We start from the raw sequence: 15,254 nt of genomic DNA, 5'->3' as shown, positions 1-15,254 counted from the left end.
GTGAAGGTCCTGTGCGCCGATTTCGCCCGGTCTTTTGGACGTGATCAAGGCGCTCGCCGGATCAAACGGCTACGTTTTCCTCCCGTTCCGCGCGCCGGCCGACCCACCAGCCGATCAGCGCCGCCAGCAACAGCACGACGGCGGCGAGAAAGAAAGCCAGCCCGGGATGCGGCACGGGCGCCCCCTCCCCGGCCGAAATCGAATAGACCCAGCCGAAGAACAGCGGCGACATGACGCCGGCGATGGAGGCGACGCTCATGTTGGCGCCCTGCAGCTGGCCCTGCTCGTCCTCGCCGACGCGGCGGGTCATCAGCGACTGCAGCGTCGGCATGGCCAGGCCCCACAGGGCGTTGGGCAGCATGGCGAGGATGAACCAGAGACCGCTGGGGGCCCAGCCCATCGCCGCGATGCCGACGGTGCCGCCGAACAGGCCGAAGACCATGGTCGCCCGGTCGCCCAGGCGCTTGACCACGGGGCCGACCAGCACGCCCTGCACCAGCATGTCGAGCACGCCGACCAGGGCCAGCAGCAGGCCGACCTCGACCGGGCCCCAGCCGTAGCGCAGCGCCGCATAGAGCACGAACACGGCCGAGAAGACGTGGTGGGCGAAATAGAGCAGGAAGTTCACGACGGCGAGGCCGCTGAGTTCGGTGTGCCGGCGCAGCAGGATCAGGGCGCCGACGGGGTTGGCCCGGGCCCAGCTGAACTTCATCCGCTTCTCGACCGGCAGGCTCTCGGGCAGGACCAGCAGGCCGTAGAGGAAGGCGACGCCCGACAGGCCGGCGGCGAACCAGAACGGCACGCGCGGTCCGAACTCGCCGAGGAAGCCGCCCAGCACCGGGCCCAGCACGAAGCCGCCGGAGAAGGCCGCGCCGATCAGGCCATAGGCCCGGGCGCGCTTCTCGGGCGCGGTGATGTCGGCCATGTAGGCGTAGATGGTGGTGAAGCTGGACGAGGTGATCCCGGCGATGATCCGCCCCAGCGCCAGCCACCACAGGTCGGGCGCCAGCGCCATCAGCACATAGTCGATCGACAGTCCGGCGCAGCTGATCAGGATGACCGGGCGGCGGCCGTACTGGTCGGACAGGGAGCCGATGATCGGCGAGCAGACGAACTGCATTCCGGCCCAGAGGGCGATGAACAGCCCGTTGATCACCCCGGCGCGGGCGTTGGATCCGACGAAGTCCTCGATCAGGCCGGGCAGCACCGGAATGATGATGCCCATGGCCACGATGTCGAGGACCGCGGTCACGAAGATGAAGCCGAGCGCGGCGCGATGGGTGCGGAAGCGGTGAAGCGCGGACATGGCGGGAGCCTTTCGGGCCGGGCCTTCTAGCGGACCCGGACGGCGAGGTCAGCCCCTGTCAGTCGAGGACTGGGGCCGTGTCCCCTGCGCGGCCATCGCCCGGCGGGACGGCGATGCCCAGCAGCCGGCCCAGCAGCGGCTGGACGTCGACGCTGTCCAGCTCCGTCAGGCTGACGCCGCGCGCGACGCCCGGCCCGTGGGCGATGAACACGGCGGCCATCTCGGGGGCCAGGTTGTCATAGCCGTGGGCCCCGCCCGCGCGGGTGACCGGCCGCGCCCGGGTGGCGATCAGCCAGCCGACCTCGGCGCTGCAGACGATCCGGGACACGCGAGGATTGGAGCCGAGCACGAACCGCGCCGGAATCTCCGCCTTGCGCCAGCATTCCATGTGCGGGCGGGGCTGGAGCAGGGCGGCCTCGACCTCGGCCTCGCGGCCCGCGGCGGGGTTCAGAAAGGCCACCGCGCCGGAATAGACGATGTCGACCGCCGCGACGTCGACCAGATCGTCGAGATAGATCGCCCGCTCCGGCGCGGTGGCGGCCATGCCGTGGTCCGAGACGATGACCAGCACCGTGCGCTCGTACAGGCCGCGCGCCTTCAGCCCCTCGACCAGCCGGGCGATGGAGGCGTCGACCGAGGCGACGGCGTCGCGGGTTTCGGGGGCGTCGGGACCGTGGCGATGGCCGATCGTGTCGACGATGTCGAAATACACGCTGGCGAAGTCCGGCCGGGAGGCCTCGGGCAGGTCCATCCAGGCCAGGACCTGGTCGACACGGGCGTCGCCGGCCATCGACTGGTCGAAACGGGTCCAGTGGGTCGGTCGCACGCCGCGAATATCGGCCTCGGACCCCGGCCAGAACATGGTGCCGGTCACCAGGCCGGCGTTCTCGGCCGTGACCCAGATCGGCTCGCCCTGGTCCCACCAGCGGCGGTCGGTCACGGCGGCGGCGTCGCCCAGACGGAACCGGCCCAGTTCGGCGTCGACCATGCTGTTGCCCACGATGCCGTGGTGGTCGGGGTGCAGGCCCGTGACCAGCGTATAGTGGTTGGGGAAGGTCACGCTCGGGAACGAGGGCCGCATCGGGCCGCTGGCGCCCTCCGCCGCCAGCCCGGCAAGGGTGGGCGCGGCGCCGCCGTTCAGATAGTCGGCCCGGAATCCATCGATCGACACCAGCACGACCAGCGGCCGCGCCGCTGGGGTCGCTTCGCCAACCGGCGGGGCCAGGCCGGCGCAGGCCGACAGGGTCAGGACCAGGAACAGGCTCAGCAGGCGGGATATCATCGGCGGCTCCGAAGGGTTGTCGCGACATTGCCTAAGCTTAATCCACGACAGGCTCGCGACGGCTTGTCCGATGCGGCGGCGCGGGCCAAGCTTCACCACATGACCGCTGTTATCGAAACGCGTGGGCTGACCAAGACCTACGGATCCGTGCGCGCCCTCGACGGGCTGGACCTGTCGATCCCGCGCGGCGGGGTCTATGGCGTGCTGGGGCCGAACGGGGCCGGCAAGTCGACGCTGTTCCGCATTCTGCTGGGCCTGATCCGGGCCACGGACGGGTCGGCGACGGTGATGGGCGGCGGCGTCGGCGACGTGGCCGCCATGCGCCGCATGGGCTCGATGATCGAGACGCCGCGCTTTCCGCCCTACCTGACCGCGCGGCAGGTGCTGCGCTGGCTGGCGCTGGAGCACGGCGTGGGCGGCGAGACCGATATTCCCCACTGGCTGCAGCGGGTCGGCCTGACCGAGGCGGCGGACCGCAAGGTGCGCGGCTTTTCCGTGGGCATGATGCAGCGGCTGGGCGTCGCCGCGGCGCTGATGAGCCGGCCGGAGCTGGTCATCCTCGACGAGCCGACCAGCGGCATGGACCCGCCCGGCATCCAGGAGATGCGGGCCCTGATCCGCTCGCTGGCCACGGACGACGGCGTCACCGTGGTGCTGGCCAGCCACCAGCTGCTCGAGGTCCAGCGCGTCTGCGACCGGGTGGCGATCCTCAACAAGGGCAAGCTGGTGCGCGAGGGCGTGGTCAGCGACCTGACGGCCGTCGGCGAGCGGCTGCGCCTCTCCGTCAGCCCGGTGGCCCAGGTGCTCGAGGCGCTGGGCTCCAAGGGCGTGGTCGAGGGCGACGCCGTGCTGGTCGATATCAAGCGCGCCGAAGGGCCGGCGCTGATCCGCGCCCTGGCCGGCGCCGGGGTGGACATCCACGAGGCGCGCTGGGTCGGCACCGACCTGGAGAGCATCTTCTTCACCGAGACGGGCGCGGTGCAGGCGCCGGAGGCCGATCATGCTGGCTGACGCCGTTCGCGCCGAGGGCTATCGCCTGTCGAAGAACCGCACCGCCCTGTTCTGGAGCGTGGTGTTCGTGCCGATCATCGCCGTGGCGATCGGCGCCCTGACCAATCTCGTCCTCAAGGGCAGCGAGACCAAGCTGCTGGGCGACGAGAAGGCTCCGCCCGAACTGCGGGAGATGCTGGTGAGCAGTCCGCTGGACCTCGGCGGGGCCATGGTCTCCGCTGCCGCCGATCTGGCCAATCCGTTGATCCTGGCCTTCATCCTGATCGGCGCAGCCACCCTCTACGCCGGCGACTACCGCTGGGAGAGCTGGCGCCTGATCAGCGCCCGGAACAGCCGCCCCAACCTGCTGCTGGGCAAGCTGGTGGTGGTGGCGATCATGTCGCTGGCGGCGATGCTGCTAATGCTCGTCGCCGGCCTGATCGAGAACCTGATCAAGGCGGCGGTGTTCGAGCGTCAGCTGACCTTCGCCGTGACCGGCGAGATGGCGGGCCAGTTCCTCGGCCAGTTCGCCCTGTCGTGGCTGCGCATCGTCCAGTTCACCATGATGGCCATGCTGGCGGCGGTGGTGACCCGGTCCCTGTTGGCGGCGCTGTTCGTGCCGTTGGTGGTCGGCGTGGCCCAGTTCTTCTCGCCCAACATGCTGATGCCGATGGGCGTCATGCCAGACGCCTGGGTGGCCATGCTGATCAATCCGGGCTCGGCGGTCGATACGGTGAGCGCCCTGATCACCGGCGGCGCGGAGGCGGCCGCCCTACCCGACGGCCTGCCCCTCAAGGCCGGGATCAGCCTGGCGCTGTGGACCCTCGTCCCGCTGGCGGCCTCGATCGCCTGGTTCAAACGGCAGGACCTGTCGAAGGAGTAGAGTCGCTCCACCGCGCCGTCTGTGACTTCAGCTCACAAGGCGGCGCGGTTTAATCGATTTCCCGCGCGCGCCGGATCGGCTTCAAGCTGGCCGATGCCGCCATCCGACAAACCTCCGCCCCCGCCGCGCCGCTCCCTGTGGGACCGGATCGCCTACCCGCTGTGCGTCGTCCTGATCTGGGCCGCCGTGCTGTACGAAGCGTTCGGCCGCTAGAGCCGCTTCTCCATCCAGACGTCGCAGCGGGCGTAGGGCGTGGGTTGCGGCGGCAGGTCGACGAAGCCGAAGCGGCGGTACAGGGCGATGGCGTGCGTCTGGGCCTCGTTGGTCTCGAGATACAGGCGCGGCGCTCCGGCGGCCCGGGCTTCCCCTTCGCAGGCTTCGAGCAGACGCCAACCGAGGTTGAGGCCGCGCGCCGCCCCGGCCACCGCCATCTTGCCGACTTCGTAGCCGCCATCGGCCATGGCCATCAGCGAGCAACAGCCGACCGGCTCGCCGCCCCGTTCGGCGATGAAGATGAAGCCGCCCTTGTCGAGGATCGCTCCCCGCGGATCGCCCAGCACCAACTGGTCCTTGGCTTCCAGCGCATAGCCGCCGGCGATCAGCCACTCTTCGTTCAGGGACCGCCAGGCGCCCGCATGATCCGGACGATAATGTTCGATGGTGACGTCGGCTGCAGACATGGAAGCCCCCCTCTCGATCTCATCTGGGTAGTGGGGCGCGCGGGCGGAAGACCCTCCCGGCCCTGCCGCGGCGCACAACATGACCGGCCGCCCGCCGGGAGGGTTCCTCACGGTCGCCGCGACAAGAAAAAGGGCGGCCGGATCGCTCCAGCCGCCCACAATATTGCGATGACATTCGCGCGTCAGAAGGCCTTGCGCACGGTCATGCCGAAGATGCGGGGCTGGCCGACGGTATAGCCGAGCCGCGCCCGCCCCCCGCGCTCGCGGTCGAACGAGAGCAGTGGATTCTCATCGAGCACGTTGTTCACATACACCACGAAGTCGAGGCCGCTATCCAGTTCGACGCCGGCGCTGAGATTGAGAATCTCATAGCTGGGCAGTTCAAGATCCAGAACCGTGGCTTCGGCGCCCGTCGCTCCTCCGAACGGCAGGCCGGAAACGAAGCTCCGGGGATTGTTCTCCTGGTCGCTGGCCTGGGTGAAACGGCTGCCGACATGCTGGAAGGAGGCCGTGATGTAACCGTTCGCGTTCGGGCGGATCTGGCGCGAATAGGTGGCGTTCAGCGCGATCTGGAACTCCGGAACCGACGGCAGGCGGTTGCCCTCGCGGATGCCGCCGATGACGTTCCCGACGCCGTCGCGCACGGTGGAATCGAACTCCGCCTCCACGACGCTGCCCGAGATGCCGATTTCGAAACCGGGCGCGATCTCGCCCGAGAACTCCGCCTCCAGGCCCATGGTGTGCGCCTCGGGCACGTTGAACACCACGCGCGAGGAGCACGAGCCCGCGTCCAGCGTCGTCTGAAGGTTTTCGATGTCGGTGTAGAAGGCGGCGGCGTTGAGCGTCACGCCCCCGAAGCGGGATTTGACCCCCGCCTCGTAGTTCCACAGCGTTTCGTCCTCGTAGGACTGGAAGCCCCCAAAGATGGCGGCGTCCTGCGGGGTGCAGAGCGGCAGGTTGAGGGGGTCGTTGACGCCGCCCAGGCGGAAGCCTTGGGCGGCCTGGGCGTTGAACGTGACCGAGTCCGTCGCCTCATAGCTGAGCAGGACCCGCGGGGTGAAGCCGTTGGACGACGTCTCGTCGGTCTGGTCGTCGCCATTCGCGAACAGCCCCCCGGAGGTGAACCGGCGCTCCTCGGAAAAGTCGTAGAAGCGGCCGCCGCCGGTGATGGTCCACCGGCCAATGTTGTAACTGGCCTCCCCGAACACGGCCATCTGCTCGATGTCATACGGAAGATCGGCGTTGTAGGGCGAGTTCGGCCCGAAGCCGTTGGCGACGGCTGCCGAGGTGCCGGCGCCGAACTGGGCGTCGGTGAAGGCGTCGTAACCCGGTGTCGGCAGGCGCTGGCTATAGCGACGATCCACCTGTGAGTAGAACGCCCCCACCAGCCACTGGAAGGGGCCGTCTCCGTTGGAGCTGAGCCGCATTTCCTGTGTGAACTGCTGAAGATCGGTCGTGTCGACCAGCGTTGACGGCAGGGTCACCGCCGCATCGGGAAATCCAAGGTCGACCGAAACGCTGCCGCTCAACGTGCTCGCGTCACGATTCAGGGCGATGTTGCGATCGATGTAGCTGGTGACCGAGTCGATCGAAACCGGGCCCAGATCGAACGACGCCGTGACGTCGGCCAGCATGGTGTCATCGGCGAAGCTCTCGTCGAGCAACAGATACTGTTCGCGCTCACCCAGCGTGATGGCGGGTCGCGTTGTGGTGAAGGGGTTGGCGAAGAGATTGAACTCGTCCTGGCGGTTGAAGCCGTTGGCGCGAATCTCCTGGTAAACGATCCGCGGGGTGATGCTCACCATGTCGTTGGGCTGGAAGAGCAACGCGATCCGGCCGCCGGACCGATGGCCTCCGTTGACGTTGTCCTTCCGGCCTCCGCCCTCCTGCAAGGCGTCGATGTAGCCTCCATAGACCGTGTGGTAGGCGACGGCTCGCATGGCCATCATGTCGTTGAGCGGCGCATTGAGGGCCGCCTTGAGATGTCCACCCGTCGAGTCGCCGTCGACCAGGTTGATGTTGCCTTCCAGCAGGCCGCCCGTCTGGTTCAGCCGGGGCTGGTTGGTGATATAGCGGATGGTGCCGCCGACCGAGCCGGAGCCGAACAGCGTTCCCTGCGGCCCGCGCAGGGTTTCCACGCGATTCAGGTCGAACAGGTCGAAGTCCGGCGTGAACAGGGAGAGCGAGATCACCGACTCGTCGAGATAGACGCCGACCTGCTCCTTTACGCCTGGCTGGTCCCGCACGACCTGGCCGGCGGAAACCCCGCGCACGGAAACCTGGCTTTGACCCGGCCCGAGGTTCTGGATCGTCAGTCCGGCGACATTGCGGGACAGGTCCTCCAGGTTGGCCGCGCCGGCCCGCTGGATGTCCTCTTGCGTCTGTGCGTTGATCGAGAAGGGAACGTCCTGAACCGTCGATGCGCGCCGGCTGCCGGTGACGATCACTTCCTCTATTTCGGTGACCGGCTGCTCTTGCGCCGCCACGATCGAAGGGAGGCCGATGAGCGCCGTCAGCGAGGTCGCTGCAAGAAGCGTGGACCGTCGAAAGCCGTTGAACCGAGCCAGATGGCGCATGAATCCCTCCATAAACACCCCGAACGGGGAATCTAGATCACGGAGACGGCCAAAATGCCCTCGATATTTTCAGTCTCAGCTGTTTGCGGATGACGCCCGTCACAAGAATGACACAATCCGGACCGGCCCTTCATAAGCAAAAAGGGGCGGCCGGATCGCTCCAGCCGCCCCTTCGAAGCCCCAACGAATGAAGCCTAGGCTTCCTCGTCGCCCTCGATGGCGTAGACCGGACCCGAGTCCAGGCCCTTGGCGTCGACGTCGCGGTCGACGAACTCGATGACGGCCATGGCGGCGTTGTCGCCGTGGCGATAGCCGGCCTTCATGATGCGGATATAGCCGCCGTTACGGTCGGCGTAGCGCGGGCCGATCGTCTCGAACAGCTTGCCCACCTGCGGCACGTCGCGGACGTGGCTGATGGCCTGACGGCGCGCGTGCAGGTCGCCCTTCTTGGCGAGCGTGACCAGCTTCTCGACGAAGGGGCGCAGTTCCTTCGCCTTGGGCAGGGTCGTGGTGATCTGCTCGTGCTTGATCAACGAGGCCGCCATATTGGCGAACATCGCGGTCCGGTGGCTGGCCGTGCGGCCGAGCTTGCGATAGGCGGCGCCGTGGCGCATCGGGGTCTCTCCTACTCACCCTGGTTTCCACGAAAGCGGACCTGGGGTTTTCTCATTCTAACCGCTCCGTCAGCCATGAGGGCCTGGGGCGGAGGGTTGAAACTAGATCTGGTCGTCGAACTTCTTGGCCAGGTCTTCGATGTTTTCCGGCGGCCAGTTCGGCACGTCCATGCCGAGGCTGAGCCCCATGGTCGCCAGCACTTCCTTGATCTCGTTCAGCGACTTGCGGCCGAAGTTCGGGGTGCGAAGCATTTCGCCCTCGGTCTTCTGGATCAGGTCGCCGATGTAGACGATGTTGTCGTTCTTCAGGCAGTTGGCCGAACGAACCGACAGCTCGAGTTCGTCGACCTTCTTGAGCAGGGCCGGGTTGAACGGCAGGTCGGGCTTGCCGTCCGCCGCTTCCACGGCCTTCTTGGGCTCGTCGAAGGTGATGAAGATCTGCAGCTGGTCCTGCAGGATGCGCGAGGCGTAGGCCACCGCGTCAACCGGCGAGACGGCGCCGTTGGTTTCGACTTCCAGCACCAGCTTGTCGTAGTCCAGCGACTGGCCCTGGCGGGTCGGCTCGACGCGATAGGCGACGCGCTTGACCGGCGAGTACAGGGCGTCGACCGCGATCAGGCCGATCGGGGCGTCTTCCGGACGGTTGAACTCGGACGCGACGTAGCCCTTGCCGTTCTGGACGGTCAGCTCCATGCGCACCGAAGCGCCGTCGTCCAGCGTGCAGATCACGTGGTCCGGGTTCAGCACCTCGATGTCCGCGGGAACGTCGATCTGGCCGGCGGTCACCGGACCGGGGCCGGTGGCGCGCAGGGTCATGCGCTTGGGGCCTTCGGCGTGCATGCGCAGGGCCAGCTGCTTGATGTTCAGCACGATGTCGACGACGTCTTCCCGCACGCCTTCCAGCGAGGAGAATTCGTGGACGACGCCGTCGATCTGGATGGCCGTCACCGCCGCGCCTTGCAGCGACGACAGGAGAACGCGGCGCAGGGCGTTGCCGAGCGTCACGCCGAAACCGCGTTCGAGGGGCTCGGCGACCAGGCGCGCCTTGCGCAGCGGGTCGGAGCCGGCCTCGATCTGCGGCTTCTCGGGACGGATCAGCTCTTGCCAGTTACGTTCGATCATGGATGTCCCTCGAAAACGGAGTTCGCCGGTCCCTCGCTCCTCGTCAGGGGCGGCAGGACCGGCGGAGATATAGTCGGTCGGTTCGCTTAGACGCGGCGGCGCTTGGGCGGACGGCAACCGTTGTGCGGCATCGGCGTGACGTCGCGGATGGTGGTGATGGTCATGCCGGCGGCCTGCAGCGCGCGCAGGGCCGACTCACGGCCGGAGCCGGGACCGGAAACGTTGACTTCCAGCGTCTTCACGCCGTGTTCGCCGGCCTTCTTGGCGGCGTCCTCGGCGGCCATCTGGGCGGCGTACGGGGTCGACTTGCGCGAACCCTTGAAGCCCATGTGGCCGGCCGACGACCAGGAGATGGCGTTCCCCTGCGCGTCGGTGATGGTCACCATGGTGTTGTTGAAGGACGCATTCACGTGGGCGACGCCCGAGGTGATGTTCTTGCGCTCGCGCTTCTTTACGCGACCCGGTTCCTTGGCCATGTGTCTGTCTTACTTCTTCTTGCCGGCGATCGGCTTGGCGGGACCCTTGCGGGTGCGGGCGTTGGTGTGCGTGCGCTGGCCGCGGACCGGCAGGCCCTTGCGGTGACGCAGGCCGCGGTAGCAGGCCAGGTCCATCAGGCGCTTGATGTTCATCGACGTCTCGCGGCGCAGGTCGCCCTCGACGGTGTGGTCGCGGTCGATGGTCTCACGGATCTGCAGCACTTCGGCGTCGGTCAGCTGGTTGACGCGGCGGGCCGGCTCGATCCCGACCTTGGCCGTGATGTCCTTCGCCGCATGCGCGCCGATGCCATGGATGTACTGAAGCGCGATTTCGACGCGCTTGTTGGTCGGGATGTTGACGCCAGCGATACGGGCCACGAAGCTCTCCAGATACGCGTGTGCGGACGCAACAAACGCTCCGGTCAACAGACCAGGAGCGTCGACGCCCTTCGCGGAAGCGCGCCTTATACAGGGGATTCCCGGCGCGTCAACGGTTTGCGCGTGGATTAGCCCTGCTAGCGCCGCCGGCCGAACTCGAGAACGAGCGTCACCGTGACCGAGTCGTCATAGGCGCCGTCAAGCGTCGCCGGTTGGAACCGGTAGAGGTCGCGGGCGACGGCGAGGCCGGCCTGCTCGAAGCCCTGCCCCGCCGGCGTGGCGCTGACGACGTCGCACCCCTCGAGGCGCGTGTCGGGCCGGATGCGGCAGCGAACGGTGACGACGCCCGACACCCCGGCGCTGAGGGCCTGGCGCGGGTGATAGTTCCGCAGGTCGCTCAGGCCGGGCCGCCTCAGGTTGCGGGGGCCCGTGCGGACGCCCCGACCCGGCCCGTCCCCCGCGCCGACGCCCGCGCCGGTTCCGGTCCCCTGCCCGCCCTGGCCCAGGCCGGGCGTCGGGGACGATATGGGCGACACGCCGACGACCACCTCGGGCTCGGGAGCCTGCTGGCGGGGCGCTGGAACCTCCGTCGGCACGGGCTCGCGGGGCGGCGGCGGCACATGGATGCGCGAGGGCGCGGCCGGCGCGCCGCCGCCCGTGCGCTCAGAGGGCGCCTTGGGAGGCGGCGGCGGGGGGGGGGGCGGCGGGAGCTGGAACAGCTGGACGTCGAACGCCGGCGTGACCGGCAGGGGTTGGACCCCGTCGCTGCGCGCCATCAGGGCGAACACCCCGACATGGGCCGCCAGCACGACGGCGAAGGCGCCGAGCTTGCGCGCCCGGTCGGGTGTAAGGAGCGATCCAGTTTCCACGCGCGGTATGTGCCACATACGGCATGAACGCGCCGGGACCGGAAGAGGTCAGACCCCGTTCAGCGGCGGTCAGGCGTCGAGAGCGGCGTCGATGGCGGTCGAGACGGCCTCGATCGAGCCCATGCCGTCGATCTCGGTCAGCAGATCCTTGTCGGCGTAGTAGGGCAGCAGGGGCGCGGTCTGGCGGTTGTAGACGGCCAGGCGGTCCTTGAAGGTCTCGGGATTGTCGTCCGGACGGGCCTGTTCGGCGAACCGCCTGGAGATGCGGGCGGTCAGGGCGGCGTCATCGACCCTGAGCCGGATGACACGGTCGATCTTCGCCCCGCGCCGGGCCAGCATGGAGTCCAGCGCCTCGGCCTGGGCCACGGTGCGGGGAAAGCCGTCGAAGATGGCTCCCCCGGCGGCCTCGGCCTCGGGCAGGCGAGCCTCGATCAGGGCGATGACGATCTCGTCGGTGACCAGATCGCCGCGGGCCAGCACGTCCTTGACCTTCAGGCCCAGGTCGGAGCCCGAGGCGATCGCCGCACGCAGCATGTCGCCGGTCGACAGCTGGACCATGCCGCGGGTCTCGACCAGCCGCTTGGCCTGCGTGCCCTTGCCGGCCGCGGGCGGCCCGAACAGGATCAGGTTCATCGCCGCCCCTCCCCGGGCCGCTTAGCGCCGTGCCGGGGCGGTGACGCCCTTGCCGCGGCTCTGGCCGCGCCCGCGCAGCTTGGCCTTCTTGATCAGGCCTTCGTACTGGTGCGCCAGCAGTTGGGACTGGATCTGGGCCACCGTGTCCATGGTCACCGAGACCACGATCAGGATGGACGTGCCGCCGAACAGCAGGCCTCCGCCGAGCTGGGCCCCGATGAACTCGGGCAGCAGGCAGACCGCGGTGATGTAGATGGCGCCGATGGTGGTCAGGCGGGTCAGCACATAGTCCAGGTACTCGGCCGTGCGCTTGCCCGGACGGATGCCCGGCAGGAAGCCGCCATACTTGCGCAGGTTCTCGGCCGTGTCCTCGGGATTGAAGGTGATCGAGGTGTAGAAGAAGGTGAAGAAGATGATCAGCGCGCCGTAGAACACCATGAAGATCGGCTGGCCGTGCTGCATCTGGGCGGTGAACGTCGGCAGCCAGTCCAGCCAGGTCGGCAGGTCGGCGGTCGCGGTCATCTGCGCCACCGTGGTCGGCAGCATCAGCAGGGACGAGGCGAAGATCGGCGGGATGACCCCGGCGGTGTTGACCTTCAGCGGCAGGAACGAACGCTCGCCGCCGGCCATCCGGTTGCCTTCCTGGCGCTTCGGATACTGAATCAGCAGCCGGCGCTGGGCGCGCTCCATAAAGACGATGAACACCACCACGCCGATCGCGAGGCCGGCGACCAGCAGAAGGGTGAACGGCGACATCAGGCCTTGCTGGGCCATGCCGAACATGCGGGCGAGCGTGCCCGGCAGCACGGCGACGATGCCGGCCATGATGATCAGCGAGATGCCGTTGCCGATGCCGCGGGCCGTGATCTGCTCGCCCAGCCACATCAGGAACATGGTGCCGCCGGTCAGGACGGTCACGGTCGAGACGATGAAGAAGATGCCGGGCTGGTCGATCAGCCCCGGCTGGGCATTCAGGCCGATGGCGATGCCGGTTGACTGGAACAGGGCCAGCACCACGGTCAGGTAGCGGGTGTACTGGTTCAGCTGCTTGCGGCCGCTCTCGCCGCCTTCCTTGCGCAGCTTCTCCCACGGCGGATACACCGCGCCCATCAGCTGGACGATGATCGACGCCGAAATGTAGGGCATGACGTTCAGGGCGAACACGGCCATGCGCTCGACGGCGCCGCCCGAGAACATGTTGAACATGTCGAGGATGCCGCGCTGGCCTTCCGGATTCTGGAAGAACTGAAGGAAGGCCTCGGAGTTGATCCCCGGGATCGGCACATAGGTGCCTACGCGGTAGACCAGCAGGGCCCCCAGCGTGAACAGCAGACGCTTGTGCAGCTCGGTCGCCTTGGCGAACGAGCCCATGTTCATGTTTGCTGCGAGTTGTTCGGCGGCCGAAGCCATGTGGTGTCACCCCGACTGATCAGAACGCGGCGTCGGACGTGGAATCCGGCGCACAGGGTCCAGATAGGCGAAGGGCGCCCTCTTAGCGAGAGCGCCCCCCGAGCTTTATTTCGCGGCGGTGCGAGCCGCGGTGCGGGTCGTACGGGCCGAGATCTTGTTGGCGTCGCCGCGCGGCGCCTTGGGAGCCGGGGCCTTGCCCTTGGCGGCGTTGCGCTTCTCGACGCGCGCGGCGGCCTTGGCTTCGGCCTCGATACGCTGCTGCTCCACCTTGCCGCCGGCGGCCTCGATGGCCTTGATGGCGCCCGAGGTGGCCGACCAGACGACCAGGTTCAGCTTGCCCTTGATCTCGCCGGTGCCCAGCAGGCGGACGCCGTCCTTGACGCGACGGATCACGCCGGCGGCGACCAGCGCCTCGCCGTTGATCTCGGCCTTGGCGTCCAGCTTCTTGGCGTCGATCGCCTCCTGCAGGCGCCACAGGTTCACTTCGGCCAGCTTCAGGGCGTTCGGATTGTTGAAGCCGCGCTTGGGCATCCGCATGTACAGCGGCATCTGGCCGCCTTCGAAGCCGCCGATGGCGACGCCCGAGCGGGACTTCTGACCCTTGACGCCGCGGCCGGCGGTCTTGCCCTTGCCCGAGCCCGGGCCACGGCCGACGCGCATGCGCTTCTTGTGGGCGCCTTCGTTGTCGCGGATTTCGTTCAGTTTCATGTGCCTGATCCTTTCGGGTGCTAGCGCCCGCTCGGGGAGCGGACTCGGCCTGGAAAAATTGAAGGGCCGCTTCTAGGCGGCCCGTCGGGTATTCGCAAGAAGCGGAACGCCCTCCCCCGGTTCGGGAGAGGGCGATACGGCTTACTTTTCGACCACTTCGATCATGTGGGCGACCTTGGCGATCATGCCGCGGACGGAAGGCGTGTCCTCCAGGGTCGATTCACGACCCATGCGGTTGAGGCCCAGGCCGGCCAGGGTGGCCCGCTGGTCCGACTTGCGGCGGATCGGGCTGCCGGTCTGGCGGATGGTGACGGTGGCTTTGGATTCAGTCTTGGCCATCTATCAGCCCTCCACAGCTTCGGGCGCCGAGGCGCCGTCGTTGCGGCGGCCCATCAGGTCGGCGACCTTCTTGCCGCGCTTCGAGGCCACCATGCGGGGCGACGACTGGACCTTCAGAGCTTCGAAGGTGGCGCGGATCATGTTGTAGGGGTTCGACGAACCGGTCGACTTGCCGACGACGTCCTGGACGCCGAGGGTTTCGAGCACGGCGCGCATCGGACCCCCCGCGATGACGCCCGTTCCCGGAGGAGCGGCGCGCATCATGATCTTGCCGGCGCCCCAACGGCCAGCGCCGTCGTGGTGCAGGGTGCGGTTCTCGCGCAGCGGAACCTTGATCATGGTCTTCTTGGCTTCCTCGGTCGCCTTGCGGATGGCTTCCGGCACTTCGCGCGCCTTGCCATGACCGAAGCCGACGCGGCCCTTGCCGTCGCCGACGACCATCAGGGCCGCGAACGAGAACCGGCGGCCGCCTTTGACCGTGGCCGCGACGCGGTTGATGTGCACCAGCTTCTCGACGATGTCCGAATCCGGACCGTCGACGGCGGGAGCGTTGCGGTTGTCACGACGGTTGCGATCGTTGCCGCCGCCGCCGCGTTGGGGTTGTTGCGCCATCTGTCGCGTCCCTTAGAAGTTCAGGCCGGCTTCACGCGCGGCTTCCGCCAGCGCCTTCACCCGTCCGTGATAGATGTAGCCGCCGCGGTCGAACACGACGTCCTTGACGCCCTTCTCGATGGCGCGTTCGGCGATCAGCTTGCCGATGATGGCGGCCGCCGCGACGTCCGAACCCTTGACCTTCTTACCCTTCTCGCCTTCCAGCGAGGAGGCGGAGGCCACCGTGACGCCCTGGGCGTCGTCGATGATCTGGGCCGAGATGTTCTTGTCCGAGCGGTGGACCGACAGGCGCAGGCGACCGTTGGCCACGGCCTTCAGGCGGCGGCGGGTGCGCTCGGCGCGACGCTTGGCTTGTTGTTGCAGAGAAAGAGCCATG

The 15,254-nt window shown here is 68.0% G+C and carries 17 protein-coding genes; 2 read left to right on the top strand and 15 right to left on the bottom strand.

All coding sequences use genetic code 11. The features are described from left to right. Positions 1-61: 61 nt before the first annotated feature. Together ACSQ1L_RS00205 and ACSQ1L_RS00200 are read right to left on the bottom strand one after the other, a co-directional pair. Positions 62-1,306: a TCR/Tet family MFS transporter gene (locus ACSQ1L_RS00205; protein ID WP_435990778.1), complete on the bottom strand. Its 1,245-nt coding sequence runs from the start codon at positions 1,304-1,306 to the stop codon at positions 62-64. Positions 1,307-1,364: 58 nt separating this feature from the next. Next, complete coding sequence (locus ACSQ1L_RS00200; protein WP_435990776.1) at positions 1,365-2,588, bottom strand: ectonucleotide pyrophosphatase/phosphodiesterase; 1,224 nt, start codon at positions 2,586-2,588, stop codon at positions 1,365-1,367. A 99-nt stretch (positions 2,589-2,687) separates the two neighbouring features. Here ACSQ1L_RS00200 and ACSQ1L_RS00195 point away from each other — a divergent pair, with 99 nt between their 5' ends. Beyond that, the gene (locus tag ACSQ1L_RS00195; protein ID WP_435990774.1) at positions 2,688-3,599 is read left to right on the top strand and encodes an ABC transporter ATP-binding protein; all 912 of its coding nucleotides are present in this window, start codon (positions 2,688-2,690) and stop codon (positions 3,597-3,599) included. Next, positions 3,589-4,461 (top strand): ABC transporter permease subunit, encoded by an 873-nt coding sequence (locus ACSQ1L_RS00190; protein ID WP_435990772.1) that lies wholly within the window; start codon positions 3,589-3,591, stop codon positions 4,459-4,461. The genes ACSQ1L_RS00195 and ACSQ1L_RS00190 overlap by 11 nt, the downstream gene beginning before the upstream one ends. Positions 4,462-4,670: 209 nt before the next feature. Here ACSQ1L_RS00190 and ACSQ1L_RS00185 read toward each other — a convergent pair whose 3' ends face one another. The 13 genes from ACSQ1L_RS00185 to rplR form a co-directional block, all read right to left on the bottom strand. Further along, positions 4,671-5,141, bottom strand: a complete 471-nt coding sequence (locus ACSQ1L_RS00185) for a GNAT family N-acetyltransferase (protein ID WP_435990770.1) — start codon at positions 5,139-5,141, stop codon at positions 4,671-4,673. 182 nt (positions 5,142-5,323) lie between these two features. After that, positions 5,324-7,717: a TonB-dependent receptor gene (locus tag ACSQ1L_RS00180; protein WP_435990768.1), complete on the bottom strand. Its 2,394-nt coding sequence runs from the start codon at positions 7,715-7,717 to the stop codon at positions 5,324-5,326. A gap of 194 nt (positions 7,718-7,911) precedes the next feature. Beyond that, positions 7,912-8,331, bottom strand: a complete 420-nt coding sequence (gene rplQ, locus ACSQ1L_RS00175) for a 50S ribosomal protein L17 (RefSeq protein WP_435990766.1) — start codon at positions 8,329-8,331, stop codon at positions 7,912-7,914. A 102-nt stretch (positions 8,332-8,433) separates the two neighbouring features. Next, complete coding sequence (locus ACSQ1L_RS00170; RefSeq protein ID WP_435990764.1) at positions 8,434-9,453, bottom strand: DNA-directed RNA polymerase subunit alpha; 1,020 nt, start codon at positions 9,451-9,453, stop codon at positions 8,434-8,436. Between the two features lie 86 nt (positions 9,454-9,539). Continuing rightward, positions 9,540-9,929, bottom strand: coding sequence for a 30S ribosomal protein S11 (gene rpsK / locus ACSQ1L_RS00165; RefSeq protein ID WP_122468702.1), 390 nt, complete (start codon positions 9,927-9,929; stop codon positions 9,540-9,542). A gap of 9 nt (positions 9,930-9,938) precedes the next feature. Further along, positions 9,939-10,307, bottom strand: a complete 369-nt coding sequence (gene rpsM / locus ACSQ1L_RS00160) for a 30S ribosomal protein S13 (RefSeq protein ID WP_292096020.1) — start codon at positions 10,305-10,307, stop codon at positions 9,939-9,941. A gap of 137 nt (positions 10,308-10,444) precedes the next feature. Then, a complete protein-coding gene (locus ACSQ1L_RS00155) occupies positions 10,445-11,176 on the bottom strand; it encodes an energy transducer TonB (protein WP_435990762.1) in 732 nt (243 codons plus the stop codon). A 69-nt stretch (positions 11,177-11,245) separates the two neighbouring features. Continuing rightward, positions 11,246-11,809, bottom strand: a complete 564-nt coding sequence (locus tag ACSQ1L_RS00150) for an adenylate kinase (protein WP_435990760.1) — start codon at positions 11,807-11,809, stop codon at positions 11,246-11,248. 21 nt (positions 11,810-11,830) lie between these two features. Continuing rightward, positions 11,831-13,219 carry a preprotein translocase subunit SecY gene (secY, locus tag ACSQ1L_RS00145; RefSeq protein WP_435990758.1) on the bottom strand — a complete coding sequence of 463 codons (1,389 nt, stop codon included), beginning with the start codon at positions 13,217-13,219 and terminating at the stop codon, positions 11,831-11,833. 105 nt (positions 13,220-13,324) lie between these two features. Further along, on the bottom strand, positions 13,325-13,927 hold the full coding sequence (gene rplO / locus ACSQ1L_RS00140; RefSeq protein WP_435990756.1) for a 50S ribosomal protein L15: 603 nt from the start codon (positions 13,925-13,927) through the stop codon (positions 13,325-13,327). Between the two features lie 141 nt (positions 13,928-14,068). Next, positions 14,069-14,266: a 50S ribosomal protein L30 gene (gene rpmD, locus ACSQ1L_RS00135; RefSeq protein WP_168049138.1), complete on the bottom strand. Its 198-nt coding sequence runs from the start codon at positions 14,264-14,266 to the stop codon at positions 14,069-14,071. A gap of 3 nt (positions 14,267-14,269) precedes the next feature. Beyond that, positions 14,270-14,878, bottom strand: a complete 609-nt coding sequence (rpsE, locus tag ACSQ1L_RS00130) for a 30S ribosomal protein S5 (protein ID WP_259552091.1) — start codon at positions 14,876-14,878, stop codon at positions 14,270-14,272. A 12-nt stretch (positions 14,879-14,890) separates the two neighbouring features. Further along, positions 14,891-15,253, bottom strand: a complete 363-nt coding sequence (gene rplR / locus ACSQ1L_RS00125) for a 50S ribosomal protein L18 (protein ID WP_435990754.1) — start codon at positions 15,251-15,253, stop codon at positions 14,891-14,893. Position 15,254 lies beyond the last annotated feature (1 nt).

This window comes from Brevundimonas sp. LjRoot202 (genome assembly GCF_964253355.1).
Taxonomy (GTDB): Bacteria; Pseudomonadota; Alphaproteobacteria; order Caulobacterales; family Caulobacteraceae; genus Brevundimonas.
This window is presented reverse-complemented; position numbering and strand designations above follow the sequence as displayed.

Excerpts from the sequence above, each read along its gene's own strand:
- ACSQ1L_RS00205 (WP_435990778.1), bottom strand. The coding sequence starts at position 1,306 with ATGTCCGCGCTTCACCGCTTCCGCACCCATCGCGCCGCGCTCGGCTTC.
- secY (WP_435990758.1), bottom strand. The coding sequence starts at position 13,219 with ATGGCTTCGGCCGCCGAACAACTCGCAGCAAACATGAACATGGGCTCG.
- rplQ (WP_435990766.1), bottom strand. The coding sequence starts at position 8,331 with ATGCGCCACGGCGCCGCCTATCGCAAGCTCGGCCGCACGGCCAGCCAC.
- ACSQ1L_RS00200 (WP_435990776.1), bottom strand. The coding sequence starts at position 2,588 with ATGATATCCCGCCTGCTGAGCCTGTTCCTGGTCCTGACCCTGTCGGCC.
- ACSQ1L_RS00185 (WP_435990770.1), bottom strand. The coding sequence starts at position 5,141 with ATGTCTGCAGCCGACGTCACCATCGAACATTATCGTCCGGATCATGCG.
- rpsE (WP_259552091.1), bottom strand. The coding sequence starts at position 14,878 with ATGGCGCAACAACCCCAACGCGGCGGCGGCGGCAACGATCGCAACCGT.
- ACSQ1L_RS00150 (WP_435990760.1), bottom strand. The coding sequence starts at position 11,809 with ATGAACCTGATCCTGTTCGGGCCGCCCGCGGCCGGCAAGGGCACGCAG.
- rplR (WP_435990754.1), bottom strand. The coding sequence starts at position 15,253 with ATGGCTCTTTCTCTGCAACAACAAGCCAAGCGTCGCGCCGAGCGCACC.
- ACSQ1L_RS00170 (WP_435990764.1), bottom strand. The coding sequence starts at position 9,453 with ATGATCGAACGTAACTGGCAAGAGCTGATCCGTCCCGAGAAGCCGCAG.
- ACSQ1L_RS00190 (WP_435990772.1), top strand. The coding sequence starts at position 3,589 with ATGCTGGCTGACGCCGTTCGCGCCGAGGGCTATCGCCTGTCGAAGAAC.
- rplO (WP_435990756.1), bottom strand. The coding sequence starts at position 13,927 with ATGAAACTGAACGAAATCCGCGACAACGAAGGCGCCCACAAGAAGCGC.
- rpmD (WP_168049138.1), bottom strand. The coding sequence starts at position 14,266 with ATGGCCAAGACTGAATCCAAAGCCACCGTCACCATCCGCCAGACCGGC.
- ACSQ1L_RS00180 (WP_435990768.1), bottom strand. The coding sequence starts at position 7,717 with ATGCGCCATCTGGCTCGGTTCAACGGCTTTCGACGGTCCACGCTTCTT.
- rpsK (WP_122468702.1), bottom strand. The coding sequence starts at position 9,929 with ATGGCCAAGGAACCGGGTCGCGTAAAGAAGCGCGAGCGCAAGAACATC.
- ACSQ1L_RS00195 (WP_435990774.1), top strand. The coding sequence starts at position 2,688 with ATGACCGCTGTTATCGAAACGCGTGGGCTGACCAAGACCTACGGATCC.